Here is a 23,317-nt window from a genome sequence, read left to right on the forward strand (position 1 = left end):
TTGTCCAGGCGATCGCCTCTCTCATTATCTTTGCTGGGACAGGAGTTGAACTAATTGCTTAACCTGTTGTTGATTAAAAACCTGTAACAGAATATTAGCCGCAGAATTGGGATCGGCAGGCAGGAGAATTTGGGGAGTTTGAGCATTAGCTAATTGCTGTAACCCTTGGCTCACCGCTATTTTCTGTCCCTGCTCCAATTCGAGGTAATCACAGCCTTGCTTGAGATCTTTTAGTACAACGGGTGCTAAGGTACGGTAAGAATGACGGGGATTGGCGATCGCGGCCTCCGCCGTTTTGACTAACTGTTGCCAGTTGTTTTGATTGGCAGCCAGTTTAAGCAAATCTCCACAGTGATGCTGTAGTTGTTGGCGATTAGCGGGGGAAGGGTTTTGCTTAAAGATCTGTAGCATTTGCCGCAGGATCGACTTAATTTGAACAGGAAGCTCTTCGAGGGGTTCTTTCAGTAAAGATAGATTGGAGGCCGGAATTGCCACCATTTCCTCACTTAATAACTGACTAAGATAATGCTGAAGTTCTATAAAATTGTTATTAGCACCTTCAACAATGGATTCTGCTTCCTCTGATTGCAATCCGAAGGGTCCCTGTAATTTTTCAACTAAATCCTGTAGAACATCGTAACCTTTGAGAAATAGGGATTCGAGCTTTTGATCCACTACTACCCGATTTTCTTTGAGAATCTTGAAAGCATCCTCTAAACGGTGGGCAATTTTTTGAATACTGCTGTAACCCAGCATGGCTGCGCCCCCTTTAATGGAGTGAGCCGCCCGAAACATTTCATTCACACGTTCCGTATCTTCCATGACTGAAGAGAGTTCCAGAATACCTCGCTCTAAGGTTTCTAAATGTTCTTTCGCCTCTTCAATAAAGTAGCCGAGGATTCTTTGCTGATCCAAGGGGTTTGTCCTCCATTGCAACCGAACTACCGCTAGATTCCCTGGTTAAGCAGGGGAATAGGTTAACTAATAGAATGCCCTAATCTTCTCCAAAAAGCATCAATTTTAGTTTACAGAATTTTAACAAAGGCTCAAACCCTGACGGAAAAGGACTTGTGCCCTTGACAATCATTAACAATTTGTTAAATCTTTTGGTTAGCGAGCTTCTCGCCGAAAAAGCCAGAACATCAGAGCCGCAACTCCCACCTGTAACCCTAAATTGGGCAAGATGGCGATCGAATCCCGTCCAGCTAGAAATTGCAAGAAAAAGATTCCAGCCCCAATTGTGGCAGAAAGACCTAATCCTAAATACAAAAATTGGCGTAATCCTTTATAGGGAGCCTTTGCCTCAGCCCGTAAGCGAGCATATTTTTCAGGGGACAGTTGCTTTGGGGAAGGTTTAACCATATTGCTTAAAGATTTTGTTGATCAACGACCGAATAAAAATTGCCCTTCTGAGTTACAATGTCTCTTTGGCAGAAAAACTGAGGTCTTTTCAGAAGTATGCTGGAACGCAAATAAAACCTACGCTAGATTAGCTCAGTTGGTAGAGCACGTCATTCGTAATGATGGGGTCAGGGGTTCGAGTCCCCTATCTAGCTTAATCTAAATTTAGTTTAACTGTAGATTTCCTAAGTACAGGACAAAAAATGTAGGGAGTCGAGAAAAAGAGAAAAATTGGGGGTAGTGATTCGATAGTAGTGGTCAGCAATTCTAAATTTGCGCTGTAGCAAGGGTTTCAGGTTTTAGTTCGCGTAATATGGGGTAAAATTCAACGGGATTAACAAGTTCATTTCTACCTGTAAATAATTCGTTGATAGCTTTTCCTGTCAAAAGGGATGATAAGACTTCCGTGATAACATCAGACATAATCAACGAAAAATTTACAGCAAGAACATTTCTGGGAATGGACTTGTCTTTTTTGTGGGGAAATCCACGACAGAGACGTAAATGCCGCCAAGAATATCAAGGTCGCGGGTCGCGGGGGGCGTGACCTTTAGTTGATGAAGAAAAAGAAAAGTGTTAACATGAGATGAAAAGTGACAAAGAGGAAACAATGATGACAGCAAAACTAATTAATGTAGAGGGTTCAAAGATAAAAATAGAACTAACATTAGAACTCAGTCGTTCAATGTTGGATACAGAAATAAATATTCAAAAAGGCTTAAACGAAGTAGGTTGCATCGCCAGCAAAGAAGCCTTGAAATATTTAGATACAGATGGTTCACCCTTAAAAATCGGTGAAGAAATCTGGAAGAGTAAGGGAGAGCAACCGAAAGAATATCAAACACCTTATGGTGAGGTTATAGTGAATCGTCATGTATATCAGCGTTCACCTTTGAGGAAAAACGTATTGCCCCTTAGAAAGAGAAGCAAGGATAATCATAACATCAACGCCATTATTGGCAAAACAGGTATCCTCAAAAATGTCAGGGATGGCAGGCAAAGAGGTGAAAAATGATTTATTAGAAAATCATGGTAGAAAAGTAGCGCTATCCTATATCCAAAGATTGAGTGAAGCAGTAGGAAGTGTGGTACAGGCAAAAGAAGAAGCGTGGAGTTATGCCCCGCCCAAGGAGGATAGCCAAATTGCAACAGTGGGAATAGGATTAGATGGCTACCGTGAAGCAATGGTGGGAACCGTTTCCCTATACGATAGTGAAGGCGAACGTCAACATACAATCTATCTAGGTGCGGCACCAGAGTATGGAAAAAAGAGTTTTCTAGAAAGATTAGAAAGAGAAATTGAGCGAGCGAAAAACCGTTATCCAGAGGCAACATTGGTCGGGATAGCAGACGGGGCAGAATCAAATTGGAAGTTTTTAGAAAAGCAAACGGAAGAACAGATATTAGATTTCTATCATGCCTCTAGTTACTTAGGTGCCTTGGCAGAAGCGTTGCATCCGAATACAGTGTCAAAACAAAAAGAATGGTTGACTGAAAATTGTCGAGAACTCAAGCATGAAAAAGGAAAAGCAGGAGAACTGCTAAATCTGATGAAAGAAGTCAAAGAAGAAAAAAGTCATTCTAAGAATCTTACCGAGAAACTACAAGCGGCGATTACTTATTACGAGAATCATCAGCATCAAATGGATTATGCTGAATACATAGAGAAAAAGTATCCGATTGGTTCAGGTGTTACGGAAGCAGCTTGTAAGACGTTGGTCAAACAACGATTATGTTGTTCAGGGATGCGATGGAAGGAAAAAGGAGCAGGAATTATTTTGAGCCTACGAGCTTTGGTATTGACCAAGGAACGATGGAGTCAATTTTGGGCAAAACTTGATCAATATGGGTTCCCTGTAGAACCCTGATTACAACAGCTTTTATCAACTAAAGGTCGCACCCGTCGCGGGAGGGCTTTCCGAGACTCAAAACGGACATGGAGGACGGCGTAAATCTAGCTTGCTAGTTGCTTCCGATGAAGTGTCAACCCGCCTATTACCTATTCAATTGACTTTAATTTAGGTAGGGCTTGCTGAAAAAAGCTGAAACCTTTACGGAGAAAAATAGTAGGCGAATTAAGAACCGCTAGAATGCACGAAAATAGGGTAGAATGCCTCAAAACCATTGCATTAAGAAGAGAGAAAGCAGATGTACCGAAAGCAACAGTACTCAATTGAAACACCAGAAAACTTGAAAAATCTGTTCGGCGGGCAGTTAGACGAAGAAAATCGTTGGATAGAAATGTCAAAAATGATTCCCTGGGAAGAATATGAGGAAGAATATGCAAAAAACTTCACAGAAAAAAAAGGAGCCCCAGCCAAATCATTTAGAATGGCATTAGGAGCATTAATTATCAAAGAAATTTCAGGAAAAAGTGACAGAGAAACAGTAGAACAAATAAAAGAGAACCCTTATTTACAGTACTTTATAGGAATGGAAAGCTATAGTAGCAAAGAAGCATTTAATGCGTCAATGATGGTTCATTTTCGTAAAAAAATAGGAATGGAATTAATAAATAAATAAAATTAATAAAGAAATAGAAAAAAAAGCGACGGGTGTAGCGTCAGAAAAAAAAGAAAATGAAGGAAAGTTATTGTTAGATGCGACTTGTACACCAGCAGATATAAAATATCCAACGGATATAGGAATATTGAATGATGCCAGAGAAAAAACAGAAAAAATAATAGATAAGCTGTATGAAGAAATAAAAGAGAAAAGGAAAGAAAAGCCGAGGACTTATAGGGAAGTGGCAAGAAAAGAGTACTTAGCCATAGCAAAAAAACGTCGTGTGTCAAAAAAAGAAAGAAGAAAAGGGTGTGACCTTTAGTTGATGAAGGAAAAGAAAAGTGTTAACATGGGATGAAAAGTGACAAAGAGGAAACAATGATGACAGCAAAACTAATTAATGTAGAGGGTTCAAAGATAAAAATAGAACTAACATTAGAACTCAGTCGTTCAATGTTGGATACAGAAATAAATATTCAAAAAGGCTTAAACGAAGTAGGTTGCATCGCCAGCAAAGAAGCCTTGAAATATTTAGATACAGATGGTTCACCCTTAAAAATCGGTGAAGAAATCTGGAAGAGTAAGGGAGAGCAACCGAAAGAATATCAAACACCTTATGGTGAGGTTATAGTGAATCGTCATGTATATCAGCGTTCACCTTTGAGGAAAAACGTATTGCCCCTTAGAAAGAGAAGCAAGGATAATCATAACATCAACGCCATTATTGGCAAAACAGGTATCCTCAAAAATGTCAGGGATGGCAGGCAAAGAGGTGAAAAATGATTTATTAGAAAATCATGGTAGAAAAGTAGCGCTATCCTATATCCAAAGATTGAGTGAAGCAGTAGGAAGTGTGGTACAGGCAAAAGAAGAAGCGTGGAGTTATGCCCCGCCCAAGGAGGATAGCCAAATTGCAACAGTGGGAATAGGATTAGATGGAACCTGTATGCTGATGTGTGAGGATGGCTACCGTGAAGCAATGGTGGGAACCGTTTCCCTATACGATAGTGAAGGCGAACGTCAACCTACAATCTATCTAGGTGCGGCACCAGAGTATGGAAAAAAGAGTTTTCTAGAAAGATTAGAAAGAGAAATTGAGCGAGCGAAAAACCGTTATCCAGAGGCAACATTGGTCGGGATAGCAGACGGGGCAGAATCAAATTGGAAGTTTTTAGAAAAGCAAACGGAAGAACAGATATTAGATTTCTATCATGCCTCTGGTTACTTAGGTGCCTTGGCAGAAGCGTTGCATCCGAATACCGTGTCAAAACAAAAAGAATGGTTGACTGAAAATTGTCGAGAACTCAAGCATGAAAAAGGAAAAGCAGGAGAACTGCTAAATCTGATGAAAGAAGTCAAAGAAGAAAAAAGTCATTCTAAGAATCTTACCGAGAAACTACAAGCGGCGATTACTTATTACGAGAATCATCAGCATCAAATGGATTATGCTGAATACATAGAGAAAAAGTATCCGATTGGTTCAGGTGTTACGGAAGCAGCTTGTAAGACGTTGGTCAAACAACGATTATGTTGTTCAGGGATGCGATGGAAGGAAAAAGGAGCAGGAATTATTTTGAGCCTACGAGCTTTGGTATTGACCAAGGAACGATGGAGTCAATTTTGGGCAAAACTTGATCAATATGGGTTCCCTGTAGAACCCTGATTACAACAGCTTTTATCAACTAAAGGTCGCACCCGAAGAAAAGGAACAAAAAAACAACTAGGATATATAAAAAGAAACTTGTCTGATATAGAAAAAATGATAGAAGAGGGAGCAAAGTTAGAAAAACTAACGAAAAAAGAGCAAGAAGAGCTTGTAACGATAGGAAAAGTGTATGAGCAACAGTTAGAAATGTATGAAAAAAAGACAAATAAAGTAGAAAACAGAATTGTGAGTGTAAGCCAACCTCACGTGCGTCCAATAGTGCGTGGAAAAGCGGGAAAAGCAGTAGAGTTTGGAGCTAAAATATCGGCAAGTAATGTGAATGGCTTTGTCTTCTTAGACAAATTAAGTTGGGATAATTACAACGAATCGGGAGATTTACAAGCGCGAATAGAAGAATATAAAAGGGAAACAGGATGTTATCCGGAATCGGTTCATGTGGATAAAATCTATCGAACAAAAGCGAATCGAGCTTATTGTAAAGAAAGGGATATAAGAATGAGTGGTCCCCGATTGGGAAGACCGCCGAAAGAGGTGAGCAAAGAAAAAAAGAAAGAGGCACGCTCAGATGAAAGAGTGCGTAATGCCATTGAGGGTAAATTCGGACAGGGAAAGAGGAAATTTAGTCTTGGTCGAGTGATGGCCAAACTACCTGAGACCTCGGAAACGGTAATTGCGATGAACTTTTTGGTAATGAATCTTTCTACTCTACTTCAGAAGACAAAAAGTAAAAAGTTGTAGAGTCGTTTTTCTTGTGAAAAATGGTGTTAATTTTCCTCTCTTTTGTGAGGAGTGATTTGTGTTGACCTTTTTAGACAGAAAGGAACAATAGATTAAACAAAATCTGTATTTTGATTTGTTTCCATAAGGATAAGTTATCTATGCTTTTTCAGTCCATACTTCCCTAACCCACATTTCTTTCGTTTTTTGACTTTTTCAGCAAGCCCTAGGTAGATGGGAATCACCGTCGCTTCAGCGCGGTGAGGATGTCAAAGTCCTATTCAGATTAGTAAATTATCCTGAAACTGGATGAACCAAGGGCTTCCGTATCTCGATCAACTTAGGAAACTAACTGCATTAATCGTTGTTTTAAGGTTTCTAGGCCAAAACCCTGACTCGCGGAAATGAAAACAGCCTGGGAATAGTTCTGTTTTGCCATTTCTAAAGCTTCATTCTCGACTTGATCAATTTTATTAAAGGCAATTAACATTGGCCCGGTGGTGATGGGCATTTGCTCAAGAATATTTGCAACAGATTCCAATTGTCTTTGCCAAGCCGGATGAGATAAATCCACAACTTGTAAAAGCGCGTCGGCTTCCGTTACTTCTTCTAAGGTGGCACGAAAGGCATCTACTAGGGAGGAAGGCAATTCATGGATAAAACCCACCGTATCAGTTAATAGCAAAAGTTGAGAAGATTGAGTCTGAGCATCGATAATTTTTAGCTTTCGGGTTGTCGGATCGAGGGTCGCGAAAAGTTGATCTGCCGCATAAATATCTGATTTAGTTAGGGCATTAATTAAGGTTGATTTTCCGGCATTGGTATAACCGATGATCGCAATACTGGGAACCTCTTGTTTTTGTCGCTGTTGACGGAGACGAGAACGGTGAGATTGCAGTTGATTAACATCTTGTTGCAATTTAGCAATGCGTTTTTGAATCGCCCGTCGTTCCGTTTCCAATTTAGTTTCCCCTGGCCCCCGCGTACCGATACCACCACCTAAGCGAGACATGGCCTGACCCCGACCCGTTAAACGGGGCATCATATACTCTAATTGAGCCAGTTCTACCTGTAATTTTCCGGCTTTGGACTGAGCGCGTTGGGCAAAAATATCTAAAATGACTTCGGTTCGATCAATGACTCTGACTCCAATCTGTCTTTCTAAATTGCGAATTTGAGAAGGCGATAAATCTCGATCAAACGCCACTAAATTGGCCCCCATTGTTTGTACTCTTAGGGCAATTTCCTCGACTTTTCCACTACCAATAACGGTTTGCGGATGGGGGCGCGATCGCTTTTGGCGCACAATTTCTAGGACTTGACCACCTGCCGTATCCACTAAGCGCATTAATTCTGCTAAACCATCTTCAAAAACCTGATCCGATAAACTATCGGTTTGTAAACCCACTAATAAAACGCGATCCTGATCCGCCTCAACTTGACGGGCAACAAATTCTCGCCGAAATTCTGCCTCTAAGCTCTCAACAAATTCTAAGAAATCCTCTTCACTGAGATGCTCTAAATTTAAAGCGGTGGAAACTTGCCAATAGGAAGCGGTTTTAGCCGAAGGGGAATTCTCTAAAACAGGCAAGATGCCTGTTCCACTATTTATCTGCTTTGTGGGATAGGCTTCTAGCCTGTCTTTGTTAACTTCTGTTTGAGGTAACAGATTAGCCAAATAAACTTCTTTAATGTAACCTGTTGCTCCCCCGCCTCGACGCTCAAAGCCTTCTCCGGTAAGAGCCAGAACAATCAACGCATCCAACCGTTGCAAAACCATTGCGGTCAAACTGGATTCCTTCGGTGGTTCTCCCTGGGGACTGGTGGTTAAACAACGAATGCCGGATAACCGCTCTTCCCCATAACGAGGTAATTCCAAGGGCGGTATCTGAGTCTGACGAGGCGTTCCCACACCGACCCGAATGACTTGACCCCGACGATTCACATAGACCGAAATCGGCTCTTGAATTTCTGTGCTAATTGCCCCCAACCGTTGAGCAAATTCCACTGTGGTAAAGCGATCGCCCTGTAACCGTTGATGATAAAGGCGTTGTAACTGCTTAACCTGACTGGATTTAAGCCCCTGTAAATTCCCAAAAATCGTTTCGATAGTGCCCCCTAACTTATTCCATATGAATTATCTCATTTTACTCCTGATCATCTGAAACTCGCACCATCTGGGGTATCTCTGTGGGATCATTGATATAGGCTGAAGTCATTGTTGAAAAATTATGGAAAGCATTTTTTTGTATCTACTCCGTCAGTCTTAGTTTTATCAATTACACATAATTTATATTGCTCTGAAGCGAAGAAAAATTTGATTAATTGCCCTGGGTTACTATCGGGAGCTAAAAAACGAACAAGCAATGCAATACCAAATAGTCCAATTGCAAAAATAATTGAGGCGACGATACTTTGTACGATTGGTAAAAATAGGTTTGTCAGGTTAATTCTTGTTTTTTTGATTTCTTGAGTGAGTTCACTTTTAACGCCTTGTAATTCTGTTGACAAAACTTCATTTTTATAACGTCCTAATTGTTCCTGAAGTTCAGCTTCTGCATACTCTTCTGCATAATCCAAGAGAATTTGCTGGGCAGAGCGCATCAATTCATTCAGTTTTTCATCATCATAAAGTGCATGGAAAGCATCAATCTGTTCACGGGAAGGATTCGGAATTTTGGTGAACCAGCGATCTTTCTCCAATTTGTATTTGGCGTAAGCCAGCATTCCCCAAAGTCGTTCTTCACTCTCCACGCTCTGTTGAACAACTAGTTTTTCCCAAATAAAGCGATAGTCAGCTTGATTTTCCTCTGGCATAGGTTTAGGATAACGACACTAAGCTTCAAAGAAATCAGCGTGTTTTTTGATGGCATGGCGCAAGGCTCGATTTGCTTTTTCTACATCAACCCGAATAAACCGCCTCTTACCGTGAATGAGTTGGAAACGAGGCTCAGTGTCTTCTGTTAAAGACATACTAGACAGTCGGGTTAGCTCGGATGGTTTTGAGCTTGTTGGATTTTGAGCGGTTGTCTGGAGATCAATTTCAGATTGAGAATTGATTGTAATTTGAGATTTTAGCATGGTTTTAAAAGAAGAATTAATAAATGAGGATGAGATTATTTTTGATTCGTGTTTTGCTCAACTTGAGACGTTTTAGGTAAGGTTTCTAAACAATTTTTAAACCATTTACCGTTATCCAACGCACTCCAAACTAAAACAGCAACTATGGGAAATGTAACAACAAAAATCCATGAGGCGACATAACTTTGCCAAACTGGCTTCCAGAAACTTGTTTTGCCATTCGTTTCTATCTGGCTATTTAAGTGAGACTCAACCGCTTTTAAATCTTGACTGATACTTCGCGCAAGACGAGTTTCTACAAGTTTCAACTCTTTTGGAATCTCTGTGTCTTGAAGCAGTTTTCCTAGTTCTCGTTCTGCTATACCAAAGGCATAACTATCAAGAATGTCGATAGCTCTTCCACGATAGGCGTTTAAGTGAAGTTCTGTACAGAAATTCCCTGAAACTTCTGGATGCTTAAGTGTTTCTAGTTTCCATTCGACATAAGCAAGCATACCTATAAACCTATCAGGACTCTTTTCATCCACACCAAGAACAAGCCTCTGAAAAATGTCAGTATCAGAAGATTTGTTTTGTTGATCTTGCGCCATGATGTCTTGATCTTCTGGATACGGTTTAAATTTCTCGCCAGTTGTTTAGTCTTTCTTCTCTAGCTTTGGCGCGTTGTTCCATTGCATAACGCATTGCTTCCCGAACCGTTTCACGGTCAATATGAAACTGATTGTCATTTTCTGTGGCAGGAAGCTCTTCACTGTCGCCTAGTAGTAGTCGTTTACGGGCTTCAGCACGTCGTTCCATTGCATACCGCATTGCTTCCCGAACTGTTTGTACATCAACAATATGCGGTTTCTTATCGCCGCCAGAGGGCAAAACCTGAAGGTCAGGTTTAGAAAATTGGGGTTTCTTAAGTGTTGAATGGGTCATAAAAACTTTTACATATAGAAACTCTATCTTCAATTGCAATTGATAGATGTCAGAGATCCTGCTGGAGTATCTGTCTGAGTTTGTGGGTGCTTGTCGGACTTTTGCCTGACTTCTGTGCAAATTAAAGCTACACTGGATGAAGATTGGAATCTAGCTAAAAAATAATACATGGGAAGATCGCTGCAAGTTAAGCCAGAATTCATTAGGAAAATCAAAGAAGCTGTTCGTCGCAATGGCTATCCCAGTCAGCAAGCTTTAGCTAGTGGGTTGGGGTTGTCGCGGGATGTGGTCAGTCGGTTTCTTAATGGCAAACCCATTGACTATCTCAACGCGGAAGAAATTTGTCGCGCTCTTAATTTGGATTTAGGAGAGATGACGGGTTATGGACAGGAAATTAACGACGAATCAGTCTTAATCGGGACTCAGACAGCATTAGTTAATATTGTTGATCCTAATTTTGTGGGACGGGAAAGCGCGATCGCCGATCTCAATGCTCTTGTGGCTAAAGAAGCAAAGGTAATCTTGATTCAGGGGGCTGGTGGTGTGGGGAAAACGACTCTGGCGCGTAAATATTTAGCGGATAAATTTGGTGACAAGGTTATTGAATTTCCCATCGCTAAGGAAACAAAAGATATTGCAGCGATTGAAGGATTATTGGAACAATGTTTGCGGTCTTTAGGAGAAGAACCAGGACGAGATTTTTTAGTATCTTTAACGCGATTAAAAGAAAAATTACAAGCTGAAGCGATGGGAGTTTTGATTGATAACCTTGAACCCGCTTTAGATAGTTCTGGGCGATTGATTGAAGCGCATCGTCGTTATCTAGAATTATTACGAATTTTGGCTGATCCAACGGTTAAGTCTATTACCTTGATTACCAGTCGAGAAGCATTAGGAGAAGGAGTAGATATTTCGCTCTATCGTTTGCCGATTTTAGATTTAGAAGCATGGCAAACTTATTTTTATAATAGGGGCATTACTCATAATAATCAGGAGATTCAGCCGATTTGGGATGCTTATCAGGGGAATGCTTTGGCAATGAAGCTATTGTCTGAGCGCGTTTTTCTCGATTATTCTGGAGATATAGATACTTTTTGGGAAGAACAACAGAAGTTGGGAGCTTTATTAAATATAGATAATTTAATTGAGGAACAGTTTGAGCGTTTAGAAAATATTTATCCCGATGCTTATAAGTTACTATGTCGGATGGGTTGTTATCGTTATCAAGATGTTGAGAATGTACCGTTAGAAGGATTATTTTGTCTGCTGTGGGATGTGGCAGAAAATCAAAGAGGTCAAGTTATTAACGCTTTGCGAGATCGCTCTTTAGTGGATTATTCTAATGGTAAATATCATTTGCATCCATTAATTCGGAATGAAGCAATTAATCGGCTAAGGAATAGTGAAGATTGGAAAAAATCCAATATTGAAGCCGCAGAATTTTGGAATAAAAGTGTTAAAAATATTGATACAGTTAAGGATGCGCTGAAAGCTTTAGAAGCTTATTATCATTATTTTAATGTTGATGATTATGAGAAGGCTAGTGAGGTTATTTTGTTATCAAGAAACAATAAATTTCAAGTATTAGAAAATCTAGGGGAAGCTTTTTGTAGATTAGGACTTTTGGAACGAATGATTGCCTGTGCAAATAAACTAATCCCGTATCTAGACAAAGGTTATTTATTAATAGATAAAAGTCTGAGTTTAGTTGCTCTTTATAATGTGCTAGGTGCCTTGCATAGTTATAGAGGAGAAATAACACGATCTATAAAGTGCTATCAAATATCGGGCGGAATTTGTGAACGATATATCCAGATGGCTCAAGAATCAGAGCAAAAACTGTTTTGGAAAAAACAACTAAATAAAGTATTCTATTTTATTGGTTTATGTAAAGTTGATTTGTTTGAATTAGAAGAGGCAAAAACTTTTTTTGAAAAAACTCTAAATTCTTATATACTGGAATTTTGCCATAAAAATGGATTTAATGAAAGTGAAATTAAAGTGGCAAAGATAGATATATTAGTATATATGACTTTTTTGCATTCCTGCTTATTACAAGAATTTAATGAAAGAGAAATTAAAATAGCAAAGAGAAGTCTATTAGTATATATGGCTTTTTTATATTCTTCTCTATTACAAGAAGAAGCAGCAAGAAAATTAGCCAATGAATTGTTAATAGATATTTTTGACAGAGACTTATTTTTTTCGTCATGGACTAAGGGTTATAATCCACTTTTCTTAGGCATAACATTTAAAAATTTAGGAGAGTTTGAAAAGTCTTTTGATATGTATGACCGTGCAATTAAATATGCAAAAGAAAGTAATTTTAACCAAATTGAAGCTACCGTTTTAATTTATTTAGGTGAACTGTATCGCATTCAGAAAAATTATGATATTGCTCTTGCTCATCACTCCGAATCCATCAAAATCCTAGAAAAAATTGGTGCAAAATGTGACCTTGCTGAAGCCTACTTTCAACTTGCCCTCACCTATCAAGCAATGGGCGATCAACCCAACAGTCAAACCTACTTTGATAAAGCTCTCGACCTCTGGGGGCCAGAAAAAATTGATGCGCCCGAACAAATCAAACGAGTTAAAAAAGCCATGCAAATACCCCCTGCGATGGAAAATGGTTAGCTAGTGCCAGTTATGACACCATCATTCGCCGCTATGAATGCCAACATATTTTTTAATGTCATGGCAAAGCTGTCACCGCGATCGCCTTTCACTCCACCGAACCCATTTTGGCCAGTAGTAGCAAAGACGGCAGCATTAAACAATGGAATTTAAACAGCTTTGACTGTATCGCGACTTGGAAATCTCCTCGACCCTACGAAAATATGAATATCACGGGGGTAACAGGTCTTAACGCGGCTCAAAAACAATCCTTAAAACAGTTGGGAGCCATTGAACACAGATCCACTCGTTAGCTTCAAAACCTCAACGCTCGTCAAAGATTCAGCCAAGGCTCATCACTCAAATCCAAACCGCGATCGCTGTCATAAGCAAAACTTATGACTATGATAATGAGAAATATTGTTAAAATCCGTTACAAAGCTTTACAAACTCAGAAAAAGCCTCTATAGTGTAAACAGTCAATCATTCGTACCTTGACAAATACATACAGGAATCATAAACCAATGACAACGACCTTACAACAACGCGAAAGCGCGTCCGTATGGGAACAGTTCTGTCAGTGGGTGACATCTACCAACAACCGCATCTATGTCGGTTGGTTCGGTACCTTGATGATCCCCACCCTCTTAACTGCCACCACCTGCTTCATCATTGCCTTCATCGCCGCTCCCCCCGTTGACATTGACGGTATTCGGGAACCCGTTGCTGGTTCTTTGCTTTACGGTAACAACATTATCTCTGGTGCTGTTGTTCCTAGCTCTAATGCTATTGGTCTTCACTTCTACCCCATCTGGGAAGCTGCTTCCTTAGATGAGTGGTTGTACAACGGTGGCCCTTACCAGTTGGTTGTTTTCCACTTCCTCATCGGCATCTTTTGCTACATGGGTCGTCAGTGGGAACTCTCCTACCGCTTAGGGATGCGTCCTTGGATCTGTGTTGCTTACTCTGCACCCGTATCCGCCGCTACTGCCGTTTTCTTGATCTACCCCATAGGTCAAGGTTCTTTCTCCGATGGTATGCCTTTAGGTATCTCTGGAACATTTAATTTCATGATCGTGTTCCAAGCTGAACACAATATCTTGATGCACCCCTTCCATATGTTGGGAGTAGCTGGTGTATTCGGTGGTTCTCTGTTCTCTGCTATGCACGGTTCCTTAGTAACCTCTAGCTTAGTGCGTGAAACAACCGAAGTTGAATCTCAGAACTATGGTTACAAATTCGGTCAAGAAGAAGAAACCTACAACATCGTTGCGGCTCACGGCTACTTCGGTCGTTTAATCTTCCAATACGCTTCTTTCAATAACAGCCGTGCTTTACACTTCTTCTTAGGTGCTTGGCCCGTAATCGGGATCTGGTTCACCGCGATGGGTGTCAGCACCATGGCTTTCAACTTAAACGGTTTCAACTTTAACCAATCTATCCTCGACTCTCAAGGTCGTGTGGTCAGCACTTGGGCTGATGTATTGAACCGCGCTAACATTGGTTTTGAAGTAATGCACGAACGTAATGCTCACAACTTCCCCCTTGACCTCGCTTCTGGCGAACAAGCTCCCGTAGCTTTAACCGCTCCTGCGATTCATGGTTAATTCCTGAATGTAGCTAACTACAATCTAAATATTTAAACAAAGGCACTCTCTAGTTTTAGGGGGTGCTTTTGCTATATTGGATTTGGGCTTTGTAAAGTTTGGGTAGGTTTCTCATGAACAATTCTCTCAGCTTTGCCGTTACAATCCTGAGTTAAGTTTAGAGCGGAACAAAAAGGGAGAAATTATTATTATGTCGGGTTCATCGGTAGTTACTATGCTAAGTCATTTTATCAACTCCTAAAATCCTTGCTGCATAAGGCTTTCGATTAAAACTGTCAGTTTTTTGCATGAATTGAGTGTAAAGGCAAGGAAACCCTTTCTTGGCATGGGTTCTGGAGTAGATAACCTCATATTTGGCATAACAAATATCGAAGAACCGAGAAATCTAATTCCATTGCCTTTATTTTAATTCGCGATCGCCGTTTTATAGACAAGAATTTTATCGGTTAGTAGAGCATGAACAGTCGCTAACAAAACCCGCTTTTCATTGACCCCAAAATTTACCAATAGCTGATCAGTGGTATTCTGAATCTGTAGATAAAATAAGTCATGATGAATAGACTGACTACGTTATAGAAATACAATCCGCCGGTCTAAAACATTACTGCTTTAGCAACTCTTCTGTTGTTTAATTGTGTCAAAATTTGGATATTTAAAAAATATAAAATTCTGTTCACTTTACCTTGATAGGGTGTAAAAATAAGGTTGCTTCCCAGAACATCAGGTTAACAAAGCGTTAATCTATCATCTCTCAAATTTTTCGCCCCCTATATCACCAGGGAAATAGTTTAGAATTGACCTATAGGACAGTCCCTATGCCTACCGCCTCCCCTGCCAAAACCGCTACAAACGATCATCCCAGTGGTGACAAACGCTTTAAAGTTCTTGATGCGACGATGAAACGCAATCAGTTTAGCCAAGATGCACTGATTGAAATTCTCCATAAAGCCCAGGAAGCCTTTGGTTATTTAGAAGAAGATGTATTGCTTTACATTGCCAGAGGGTTGAAGCTGCCCCTCAGTCGAGTCTATGGTGTTGCCACTTTTTACCATCTCTTTTCCCTCAAACCGAGTGGTGAACATACCTGTGTGATTTGTTTGGGAACTGCCTGTTATGTCAAAGGAGCCGATGCTTTATTGAGTACCCTGAAAACTGAAATTGGCATCAAATTAGGCGAAACAACGGAGGACGGTCAAGTTTCTCTCGTCGTTGCTCGTTGTATTGGAGCTTGTGGGATCGCCCCTGCTGCTGTATTTGATGGCAATGTGCTGGGGAAACAAACGGAGCAATCTGTGATAGAACACATTCGTCCCTGGGTTAAAAGTGAATAGTTTATAGTTACTAAATAAAACGGAAATAAAAGTATGGATATTACTGAATTACGCAAAATTGCCCACGAAACCCAAGAAAAACAGCTTAAAATCCGTCTTCGATGTTGTAATTCATCGGGTTGTCTCTCTTCTCAAGGAGAGGCCGTTAAAAATAATTTGGAAAAGGCGATCGCCGAAGCGGGACTCGAAAAAGAAGCCGAGGTTGTGCGGGTGGGCTGTATGGGATTTTGTGGTCAGGGGCCATTAGTCGCGGTTGATCCCCTTGGCAGTCTCTATGAGCAGGTGACACCAGAGCAAGCTTCTAGCATTCTCAGTACTCTTAATCTAAATATTCCCCCTGCCGAATCTTTACCGTTCCAAGGAGATCCCAACCATCCCTTTTTTGCGCTACAACACAATATTGTTCGGGAAAATTCTGGTCACATTGATCCCGAAAGTATCGAAGATTATATTAAAACTGGCGGTTATGAACAATTACATCATGTTATTTATGAACTCAGCCCTGAGCAAGTGATTGCTGAAATTACCAAAAGTGGGCTACGGGGTCGGGGCGGTGGTGGTTATCCAACGGGCTTAAAGTGGGCCACTGTAGGCAAAATGCCAGGGAAACAAAAATATGTGATTTGTAATGCCGATGAAGGTGATCCAGGAGCTTTTATGGATCGCAGTGTTCTCGAAAGTGATCCTCATCGCGTCTTGGAAGGAATGGCGATCGCGGCCTATGCAGTGGGAGCCAATCACGGATTTATTTATGTACGGGCCGAATATCCTCTCGCCATTAGACGATTACAAAAAGCCATTCAACAGGCGAAAAAATACGGTCTGCTCGGTTCCCAAATTTTCGACTCCACCTTTGACTGCAAAATCGATATTCGTGGGGGGGGGGGAGCTTTCGTTTGTGGTGAAGAAACGGCTCTGATTAACTCCATTGAGGGCGGTCGTGGTAATCCTCGTACTCGTCCCCCCTACCCTGCCCAATCGGGACTCTGGGAATGTCCGACCCTGATTAACAACGTGGAAACTTTCGCTAATATTGTCCCGATTATCCGAGAAGGAGGCAACTGGTACGCCGGTATTGGCACAGCGAAAAGCAAAGGAACTAAAGTTTTCGCGCTCACAGGAAAAGTCAAAAACGCGGGTTTAGTCGAAGTCCCAATGGGAATGACGGTTCGGCAAGTGGTGGAAGAAATTGGGGGCGGTGTGCCTGACGGTGGAACCATTAAAGCCGTGCAAACAGGGGGGCCATCGGGAGGATGTATTCCCGCTTCGGCCCTTGATACGCCCATTGAATACGATGCTCTTCTAGCCTTGGGAACCATGATGGGATCGGGCGGCATGATCGTTATAGATGACAGCACCAACATGGTCGATATGACGCAATTCTACATGGATTTTTGTCAGAGTGAATCCTGTGGCAAATGTATCCCCTGTCGGACAGGAACGGTGCAACTTTATGAAATGTTAACAAAACTCATCAATAAAGAGGCAAAACCAGAGGATATCGAAAGATTAGAAGCTCTTTGTCACATGGTCAAGGAAACCAGCCTTTGTGGTTTGGGGCAAAGCGCACCTAATCCCGTTTTGAGTACTTTGCGCTATTTTAAAGATGAGTATTTGAAACTCGTTAAAACTGAGTCATTCCCAGTCTGATCCGCAAGATGACAGATTGATTCACTGAAATTGATGGGGAAATAATCTTGGTTTCACCCAAAAGGTTCGTGTGATACAAAACTCCGCAAGCTTTTTAATCACAATCAAAGTCAAAATTTATTAAGGAGCAACCCCATGGCCACTAATCTTCAAGAACTAGAAGCTCTGATTCATCAGGTTTCTCTTGCTCAACAAAAATACTCGACTTTTACCCAAGTCCAAGTAGATAAAATTTTTAAACAAGCGGCAATGGCCGCCAACTCTGCCCGTATTCAACTGGCAAAAATAGCTGTCACAGAAACCCAAATGGGAATTCTCGAAGATAAAGTCATCAAAAATCACTTTGCTTCGGAAATTATTTATAACAAGTACCGTGATGAAGAAACCTGTGGCATTATTGAATCCGATGATTCCTTTGGCTTTCAAAAAATTGCCGAACCTATTGGTGTAATTGCAGGAATTATACCTGTTACCAATCCTACTTCTACAACTATTTTTAAAGCATTATTAACTTTAAAAACTCGCAATGCGATTATTTTTTCTCCCCATCCCAGAGCCAAAAAAAGCACTGTTGAAACAGCCAAAATTATTCTCAAGGCGGCTATTCAAGCGGGCGCGCCTGATCATCTTATTGCTTGGATTGAGGAACCAACCATTGAGCTTTCCCAGGCTTTGATGCAACATCCTGAAATTAAGTTGATCTTAGCAACTGGCGGGCCAGGGATGGTCAAAGCGGCTTATACCTCTGGACATCCTTCTTTAGGAGTTGGAGCGGGCAATACTCCTGCGGTAATTGATCATACTGCGGATCTTAAAATGGCAGTTTCTTCGATTATTCTCAGCAAAACCTTTGATAATGGCATGATCTGTGCTTCTGAGCAGTCGGTGATCGTTGAAAATGAAATTTACGACACGGTTAAGCAGGAATTCCAAGAGCGTGGAGCTTATTTTTTAAACCCTGATGAAGCTGAGAAAATTCGTCAGGTTCTCTTGGTGAATCAACGGCTCAATCCTGAGATTGTCGGTCAATCCATTCAGGCGATCGCGCAACTAGCGGGGATTACTTGTCCAATAGGAGCTAAGGTCATTATCGGCGAAGTAGAGAAAATTGACCCTGACGAAGCGTTTGCCTACGAAAAATTGTCCCCGATTTTGGCGATGTATCATGCGAAAGATTTCCCAGATGCCGTCGATAAAGCGGAACAATTAGTCGAATTTGGCGGGCGAGGGCATACGGCTTCCCTTTATACTGAGCCAACCAATAACCGCAATATCCAACAATTTGAAGACCGCATCAAGGTTGCCCGCATTTTGGTAAATACGCCTTCTTCTGTCGGAGCGATCGGAGATCTCTATAATTTCCGTCTAGATCCTTCTTTGACCTTGGGATGTGGCAGTTGGGGCGGCAATTCTATTAGTGGGAATGTGGGGGTTCAACATTTACTCAATATCAAAACCGTCTCGGCCCGTCGGGAAAATATGCTCTGGTTTCGGGTTCCGCCCAAAGTTTATTTTAACTATGGTTGCTTGCCCTTTGCTTTAAAAGATTTGAAGGGGCGACAACGGGCTTTTATTATTACCGATAAACCCCTCTACGATTTGGGCATTACCAAAGAAATTGAAGAAATTTTGGAGGAAATGAATTTTAAATACAACGTTTTTTATGACGTGGAACCCGATCCCTGTTTAGCCACTGTCAATAAAGGGCTAGCCGTCATGAATGCCTTTAAGCCTGATGTGATTATTGCGATCGGTGGCGGTTCTCCGATGGACGCGGCTAAGGTCATGTGGTTGATGTATGAGCATCCTGAAATTGAGTTTGAAGGATTTGCCATGCGCTTTATGGATATTCGCAAACGGGTCTATGATTTACCCCCCTTGGGAGAAAAAGCTCTGCTGGTTGCAATCCCCACGACCTCTGGTACGGGTTCGGAAGTGACTCCTTTTGCAGTCGTTACTGATGAACGGACTGGCATTAAGTATCCCTTAGCGGACTATGCCCTCACGCCTAGCATGGCGATCTCCGATCCTAAATTGGTGATGAATATTCCCAAGGGTTTGACCGCCTACGGAGGAATTGATGCCCTAACCCATGCCCTAGAATCCTATGTTTCGGTTTTTGCAACAGAATTTACGAATGGCTTGGCTCTCAAGGCGATCGGTTTACTTTTTGCCTATCTTCCCCGCGCCTATAAAGATGGGCCTCATGATGCTAAAGCACGGGAAAAAGTCCATTATGCCGCGACGATCGCTGGAATGGCCTTTGCCAATGCTTTTCTAGGAATTTGTCACTCTCTAGCCCATAACTTAGGCGCGAGTTTTCATGTCCCGCACGGACTGGCTAATGCTTTGATGATCTCCCATGTCATTCGCTATAACGCAACGGATGCTCCCTTTAAACAGGCGATTTTTCCCCAATACAAGTTCCCAAATGCCAAATTTCGTTATGCCCAAATTGCCGATTATTTACATTTAGGCGGGGAAACGGACGACGAAAAAGTTGAGAAATTAATAGAGGCAGTGGATAATCTCAAACGAGAGATCAATATTCCCCTCACCATTAAAGAAGTTCTCAACGGACAAGATCAAGACTTTTATGAGGCAGTAGAATCCTTAGCAGAACAAGCCTTTGATGACCAGTGTACAGGAGCAAATCCTCGATATCCTCTCATTAAAGACCTCAAGGAACTCTATCTGCTGGCTTATCACGGGATTCCTGCGGTTACGGAGACTGCGAAAGTGTAGCTTAATCCCCCCTAGCTACCTTTGAAAGGGGGGGAAATATCAGCTCAGACGGCAAATTCAAACCGTTTTTTCACTATCAACTATTCATTATTAACTATTCCCTATGTCTGTTATTACTTTAACGATTGACGATACTGCGATCGCCGTAGAAGAAGGAGCAACTATTTTACAGGTCGCCAAAGAAGCGGGGGTTCATATCCCGACTCTTTGCCATTTAGATGGAGTTTCTGATACCGCAGCCTGTCGTCTTTGCCTAGTGGAAATTGAAGGTATTAATAAACTTTCCCCTGCCTGTGTAACAACGGTCTAAGTACAGGACAAAAGGCTTGAAAAGTATACGAGAAAGGGGTTTCATGGAAGATGAACGTAATGTAAGAAAACCCATGAACCAATATAACGCATTGAAACAAGCCCTAAAACCCCATTTGGGATGGCATGGTGCCAGACTCTCCTTCCTAGCCTTGTTCTTACTCGCCCTCCTCAAAGTGAAAACGGTTAACCTTAAAGAATTGGCTCTGGGTTTTGAAGGTCGGGCATTGGTGGATTCTCATTACAAACGCTTACAACGCTTTTTCTCAGGATTTGAGCTGGATTACCATCACATTGCCCGTATTGTAGTCAGTTGGCTGGATATCCCTCAACCTTGGGTATTAAGTATTGACCGCACAACCTGGGAGTTTGGCAGTCATGGTTATAATATCCTCACTGTCGGCATTGTCCATGAAGGAGTAGCCATTCCCATCTTGTGGTGGATGCTTAGCAAGAAAAAGGGCAATTCTAACAGTGATGAACGAATGCGTTTTATCGAGGAGATGCTCAAGATTTTTCCCACCGCCCTGATTCGTTGTTTATGTGGCGACCGTGAGTTTATTGGTCAGGCTTGGCTTCGCTATCTTCTGCTCGAACCGCTACTGGCTTTCTGTCTGAGAATTCGGGCTACGGACAAGATTGAGCACAATGGCAAGCTTTTGGCCGCCAAAGTCATTTTTGCCCATCTTGCAAAAGAGTGAATCTCAACGTCTTCAAGGGAGTTGTCGGGTTTGGGGATATCCTGTTTCTGTAGAGGCTCTTCGCTTGCCTGATAATTCTCTACTCATCGTCATTGGACATCCCGATTCCCAAGGTCTTATTCACGATTATGCCCTGCGTTGGGGCATTGAAACCCTTTTTGGCATCTTTAAGACTCGTGGCTTTTGCTTGGAATCTACTCACTTTACTGACCCCAAGCGTCTTCGTAAGCTTTTGGCTTTACTGACTTTAGCTTTGGCTTGGTCTCTCAAAACTGGTCTAGCAATTCATCATCTTCATCCCATTCCCCTCAAGAAACATGGTCGCCTAGCGCAGAGTCTTTTTCGTCTTGGTTTTGACCATCTTCGTCATCTTGTTCTTAATCCTTCTCTACCCAATTTTTCTCTTTTTCTCGACTCCCTACATTTTTTGTCCTGTACTTAGAACAACGGTAACGGAGGAAATGGTTGTTCATAAGCTGTCATCACTCTAAGTGGATATAAGGTAGAATATATAGACTTACTTTTTTGTATGACTATGCTGACGTTAAACTTCTTAGACCAAAAGACCAAGAAAGAGCTACAAAAAGCCCTTAAAACGGAAGAGCACGCAGTTACAAGAGAGAGAATATTGATTATGTTACTGAGAAATGAAGGAAAAACGTATGATGAAATATCAGGATTATTAGGATGTTGCAAACGACAAGTGTGGTACTGGTGCAATAATGGAAATCCGAAAGAGATAGAAAGCTTAAGAGACAAAAGAAAAAAAGGAAATCACAGGAAAGTAACAGAAGAATACATAGAGAAATTGACGGAGATAATAATCAAAGAGCCTGAAGAGTTTGGATATGAATTTGGACGTTGGACAGTAGCAAGACTATCAACTCATATGGAAAAAGAAACGGGTATATTGTTAGGAAATACACAACTTAGAAATATGCTTAAAAAAAAGCGATTTGTCTACATCTGGGCAAAATATAGTCTAGAAGATAAAAAAGATGAGCAAAAAAGAGAGGAATTTAGAAAGAAAGTTAAAGAGTACAAGAAGCTTTTGAAAGAAAAGCCAGAATCAATCCAGATATGGTTTTGGGATGAAAGTGGCTTCAGCTTAAGAGTAATACGGAGAAAACATTGGACAAAAAAAGGAAAGCGTAAAAAAGTGAGGGGAGATAGAAGAAAAGGAAGAGTCAATGTAATGGGTGGTATTAGATATACTGACAAAAAACGGTGGGTTGATTTGATTCCCACTGGTAACTCTCAGAACTTCAAGAGTGTATTATTAAAATTTTACAAAGACATACAAAGAGAATGGATAGAACAAGGAAATAAAAAAGAAGACTTTGAAAAGAATGGTCCGAAGATTGTGATTATTTTAGATAATGCGAGCTTCCACAAAAAGCAAGAAATTCTAGACGAGAGCACGGAAGAAATGCCAAACATTATTTTGGAGTTTTTACCCCCCTATAGTCCCGATTATAATTTAATGGAATTGGTATGGCATTCAGCAAAAGAATATATTGCAAATAAATTATTCAAATCAATTGAAGAATTAGAATCTCTCATCCATAAACTTCTTAATGAAGGTGGATTGACAATATGTTGGGGACGTAAAATCAAAAACAAGGGCTCAAGTATTATTGCAAGTTAAACTGATGACAGCTTACCGACACTCCCAAATTGCAAGATTATCGCCGCATGACGGTGGAATTAATTTTCGCTGAAGGCAATCACGTTTGTGCAATTTGTGTCGCGAATGGCAACTGTGAATTACAGAATATGGCGATCGAAGTGGGCATGGATCACAGTCGTTTTCCCTATCGTTTTCCTAAACGAGAAGTGGATTTATCCCATCCTCTTTTTGGCATTGATCACAATCGTTGTATTCTCTGTACCCGTTGTGTGCGCGTCTGTGATGAACTGGAAGGAGCGCACGTTTGGGATGTGGCTTATCGAGGGGCAGAATGTAAAATTGTCTCAGGCTTAAATCAACCCTGGGGGGGTATGACCTTTAGTTGATGAAGGAAAAGAAAAGTGTTAACATGAGATGAAAAGTGACAAAGAGGA

Annotated in this window: 15 protein-coding genes, 1 tRNA gene and 7 pseudogenes; 14 read left to right on the forward strand and 9 right to left on the reverse strand. The window is 41.2% G+C overall.

Annotated elements, in window-relative coordinates:
• Window positions 1-24: 24 nt before the first annotated feature.
• Both KA717_14310 and KA717_14315 read right to left on the reverse strand, forming a co-directional pair.
• Window positions 25-915 (reverse strand): Hpt domain-containing protein, encoded by an 891-nt coding sequence (locus KA717_14310; protein UXE63660.1) that lies wholly within the window; start codon window positions 913-915, stop codon window positions 25-27.
• A 195-nt stretch (window positions 916-1,110) separates the two neighbouring features.
• A complete protein-coding gene (locus KA717_14315) occupies window positions 1,111-1,362 on the reverse strand; it encodes a DUF3493 domain-containing protein (GenBank protein ID UXE63661.1) in 252 nt (83 codons plus the stop codon).
• A gap of 121 nt (window positions 1,363-1,483) precedes the next feature.
• Here KA717_14315 and KA717_14320 point away from each other — a divergent pair.
• Window positions 1,484-1,556 (forward strand) — tRNA-Thr (locus KA717_14320).
• Between the two features lie 112 nt (window positions 1,557-1,668).
• Here KA717_14320 and KA717_14325 read toward each other — a convergent pair.
• Window positions 1,669-1,824, reverse strand: a complete 156-nt coding sequence (locus tag KA717_14325) for a hypothetical protein (GenBank protein UXE63662.1) — start codon at window positions 1,822-1,824, stop codon at window positions 1,669-1,671.
• Between the two features lie 190 nt (window positions 1,825-2,014).
• Between KA717_14325 and KA717_14330 the strand changes: the two are divergent.
• From KA717_14330 to KA717_14345, 4 pseudogenes are all read left to right on the forward strand, one after another.
• Window positions 2,015-3,269, forward strand: a pseudogene (locus tag KA717_14330) (ISKra4 family transposase).
• 280 nt (window positions 3,270-3,549) lie between these two features.
• A pseudogene (locus KA717_14335) lies at window positions 3,550-4,201 on the forward strand (transposase).
• Between the two features lie 86 nt (window positions 4,202-4,287).
• Window positions 4,288-5,569: pseudogene (locus KA717_14340) on the forward strand (ISKra4 family transposase).
• A 33-nt stretch (window positions 5,570-5,602) separates the two neighbouring features.
• Window positions 5,603-6,310: pseudogene (locus tag KA717_14345) on the forward strand (transposase).
• A gap of 319 nt (window positions 6,311-6,629) precedes the next feature.
• Here KA717_14345 and hflX read toward each other — a convergent pair.
• The 5 genes from hflX to KA717_14370 form a co-directional block, all read right to left on the reverse strand.
• The gene (gene hflX, locus KA717_14350; protein ID UXE63663.1) at window positions 6,630-8,297 is read right to left on the reverse strand and encodes a GTPase HflX; all 1,668 of its coding nucleotides are present in this window, start codon (window positions 8,295-8,297) and stop codon (window positions 6,630-6,632) included.
• A 221-nt stretch (window positions 8,298-8,518) separates the two neighbouring features.
• The gene (locus KA717_14355) at window positions 8,519-9,106 is read right to left on the reverse strand and encodes a hypothetical protein (protein UXE63664.1); all 588 of its coding nucleotides are present in this window, start codon (window positions 9,104-9,106) and stop codon (window positions 8,519-8,521) included.
• A gap of 18 nt (window positions 9,107-9,124) precedes the next feature.
• A complete protein-coding gene (locus tag KA717_14360) occupies window positions 9,125-9,370 on the reverse strand; it encodes a hypothetical protein (protein UXE63665.1) in 246 nt (81 codons plus the stop codon).
• 35 nt (window positions 9,371-9,405) lie between these two features.
• Window positions 9,406-9,960, reverse strand: coding sequence for a hypothetical protein (locus KA717_14365; GenBank protein ID UXE63666.1), 555 nt, complete (start codon window positions 9,958-9,960; stop codon window positions 9,406-9,408).
• A gap of 25 nt (window positions 9,961-9,985) precedes the next feature.
• Window positions 9,986-10,294, reverse strand: coding sequence for a hypothetical protein (locus KA717_14370; protein UXE63667.1), 309 nt, complete (start codon window positions 10,292-10,294; stop codon window positions 9,986-9,988).
• A gap of 168 nt (window positions 10,295-10,462) precedes the next feature.
• On the opposite strand from KA717_14370, the gene KA717_14375 reads away from it, so the two are divergent.
• Entirely contained in the window at window positions 10,463-12,931 is a 2,469-nt protein-coding gene (locus KA717_14375; protein ID UXE63668.1) for a tetratricopeptide repeat protein, read from the forward strand.
• Here KA717_14375 and KA717_14380 read toward each other — a convergent pair.
• Window positions 12,928-13,074 carry a hypothetical protein gene (locus KA717_14380; protein ID UXE63669.1) on the reverse strand — a complete coding sequence of 49 codons (147 nt, stop codon included), beginning with the start codon at window positions 13,072-13,074 and terminating at the stop codon, window positions 12,928-12,930. The two genes, KA717_14375 and KA717_14380, sit on opposite strands and share 4 nt — an antisense overlap.
• A 360-nt stretch (window positions 13,075-13,434) precedes the next feature.
• Here KA717_14380 and psbA point away from each other — a divergent pair, with 360 nt between their 5' ends.
• The 8 genes and pseudogenes from psbA (at window position 13,435) to KA717_14420 (ending at window position 23,251) form a co-directional block, all read left to right on the forward strand.
• Window positions 13,435-14,517 (forward strand): photosystem II q(b) protein, encoded by a 1,083-nt coding sequence (gene psbA, locus KA717_14385; GenBank protein UXE63670.1) that lies wholly within the window; start codon window positions 13,435-13,437, stop codon window positions 14,515-14,517.
• A gap of 815 nt (window positions 14,518-15,332) precedes the next feature.
• Complete coding sequence (hoxE, locus tag KA717_14390; GenBank protein UXE63671.1) at window positions 15,333-15,848, forward strand: bidirectional hydrogenase complex protein HoxE; 516 nt, start codon at window positions 15,333-15,335, stop codon at window positions 15,846-15,848.
• Between the two features lie 33 nt (window positions 15,849-15,881).
• Window positions 15,882-17,498, forward strand: coding sequence for an NAD(P)H-dependent oxidoreductase subunit E (locus KA717_14395; protein UXE63672.1), 1,617 nt, complete (start codon window positions 15,882-15,884; stop codon window positions 17,496-17,498).
• A gap of 135 nt (window positions 17,499-17,633) precedes the next feature.
• Window positions 17,634-20,243: a bifunctional acetaldehyde-CoA/alcohol dehydrogenase gene (gene adhE / locus KA717_14400; protein UXE63673.1), complete on the forward strand. Its 2,610-nt coding sequence runs from the start codon at window positions 17,634-17,636 to the stop codon at window positions 20,241-20,243.
• A gap of 103 nt (window positions 20,244-20,346) precedes the next feature.
• Window positions 20,347-20,544 (forward strand): annotated as a pseudogene (locus tag KA717_14405) (2Fe-2S iron-sulfur cluster-binding protein).
• Between the two features lie 82 nt (window positions 20,545-20,626).
• Window positions 20,627-21,695 (forward strand): annotated as a pseudogene (locus KA717_14410) (IS4 family transposase).
• Between the two features lie 93 nt (window positions 21,696-21,788).
• On the forward strand, window positions 21,789-22,901 hold the full coding sequence (locus KA717_14415) for an IS630 family transposase (GenBank protein ID UXE64664.1): 1,113 nt from the start codon (window positions 21,789-21,791) through the stop codon (window positions 22,899-22,901).
• A 14-nt stretch (window positions 22,902-22,915) separates the two neighbouring features.
• Window positions 22,916-23,251, forward strand: a pseudogene (locus KA717_14420) (bidirectional hydrogenase complex protein HoxU).
• The last annotated feature ends 66 nt before the right edge of the window (window positions 23,252-23,317 follow it).

The organism is Woronichinia naegeliana WA131, assembly GCA_025370055.1.
Lineage (GTDB): Bacteria > Cyanobacteriota > Cyanobacteriia > Cyanobacteriales > Microcystaceae > Woronichinia > Woronichinia naegeliana.

Coding starts and splice junctions, on each gene's coding strand:
- psbA (UXE63670.1), top strand. CDS start 13,435: ATGACAACGACCTTACAACAACGCGAAAGCGCGTCCGTATGGGAACAG.
- KA717_14365 (UXE63666.1), bottom strand. CDS start 9,960: ATGGCGCAAGATCAACAAAACAAATCTTCTGATACTGACATTTTTCAG.
- hoxE (UXE63671.1), top strand. CDS start 15,333: ATGCCTACCGCCTCCCCTGCCAAAACCGCTACAAACGATCATCCCAGT.
- KA717_14360 (UXE63665.1), bottom strand. CDS start 9,370: ATGCTAAAATCTCAAATTACAATCAATTCTCAATCTGAAATTGATCTC.
- KA717_14315 (UXE63661.1), bottom strand. CDS start 1,362: ATGGTTAAACCTTCCCCAAAGCAACTGTCCCCTGAAAAATATGCTCGC.
- KA717_14415 (UXE64664.1), top strand. CDS start 21,789: ATGCTGACGTTAAACTTCTTAGACCAAAAGACCAAGAAAGAGCTACAA.
- KA717_14355 (UXE63664.1), bottom strand. CDS start 9,106: ATGCCAGAGGAAAATCAAGCTGACTATCGCTTTATTTGGGAAAAACTA.
- adhE (UXE63673.1), top strand. CDS start 17,634: ATGGCCACTAATCTTCAAGAACTAGAAGCTCTGATTCATCAGGTTTCT.
- KA717_14375 (UXE63668.1), top strand. CDS start 10,463: ATGGGAAGATCGCTGCAAGTTAAGCCAGAATTCATTAGGAAAATCAAA.
- KA717_14395 (UXE63672.1), top strand. CDS start 15,882: ATGGATATTACTGAATTACGCAAAATTGCCCACGAAACCCAAGAAAAA.
- KA717_14325 (UXE63662.1), bottom strand. CDS start 1,824: ATGTCTGATGTTATCACGGAAGTCTTATCATCCCTTTTGACAGGAAAA.
- KA717_14370 (UXE63667.1), bottom strand. CDS start 10,294: ATGACCCATTCAACACTTAAGAAACCCCAATTTTCTAAACCTGACCTT.